Annotated in this window: 1 pseudogene; it reads right to left on the bottom strand. The window is 41.1% G+C overall.

What is annotated here, in order from left to right:
* Positions 1–149: pseudogene (locus tag DWV53_RS16320) on the bottom strand (site-specific integrase); the annotation flags it as partial.
* Positions 150–302 lie beyond the last annotated feature (153 nt).

Here is a 302-nt window from a genome sequence, read left to right as displayed (position 1 = left end):
TTGGCATCCCAGATAGCCTTGGTAACGCTCTGCTTGCAACTGAACTGTGCGATAGTTCCGTTGATTGTCACACGTCCCATGATAGGGACAATTCCGTTTCTCTCCTTGCTTCCATTTACATAGAAGACTGTCTTGAAAGTGCATCTCATAATTCTTACTTTTTTGTTCGGTGCAAAATTAAACTATGAGAGCTGCATGGCAAAATCAAAACTTACGCAGAATGGGGAAATTTGAACCGTCACCGTTAAAAATGCTTATTAGGGCGTTTCTGCGAGGTAATGATTTGAAAGCGTTTCTATTTC

Source organism: Segatella copri (assembly GCF_003465495.1).
Taxonomy (GTDB): Bacteria; Bacteroidota; Bacteroidia; order Bacteroidales; family Bacteroidaceae; genus Prevotella; species Prevotella copri_G.
Note: the sequence above shows the minus strand (reverse complement) of the source record. Positions and strands in the feature narration are given on the sequence as shown.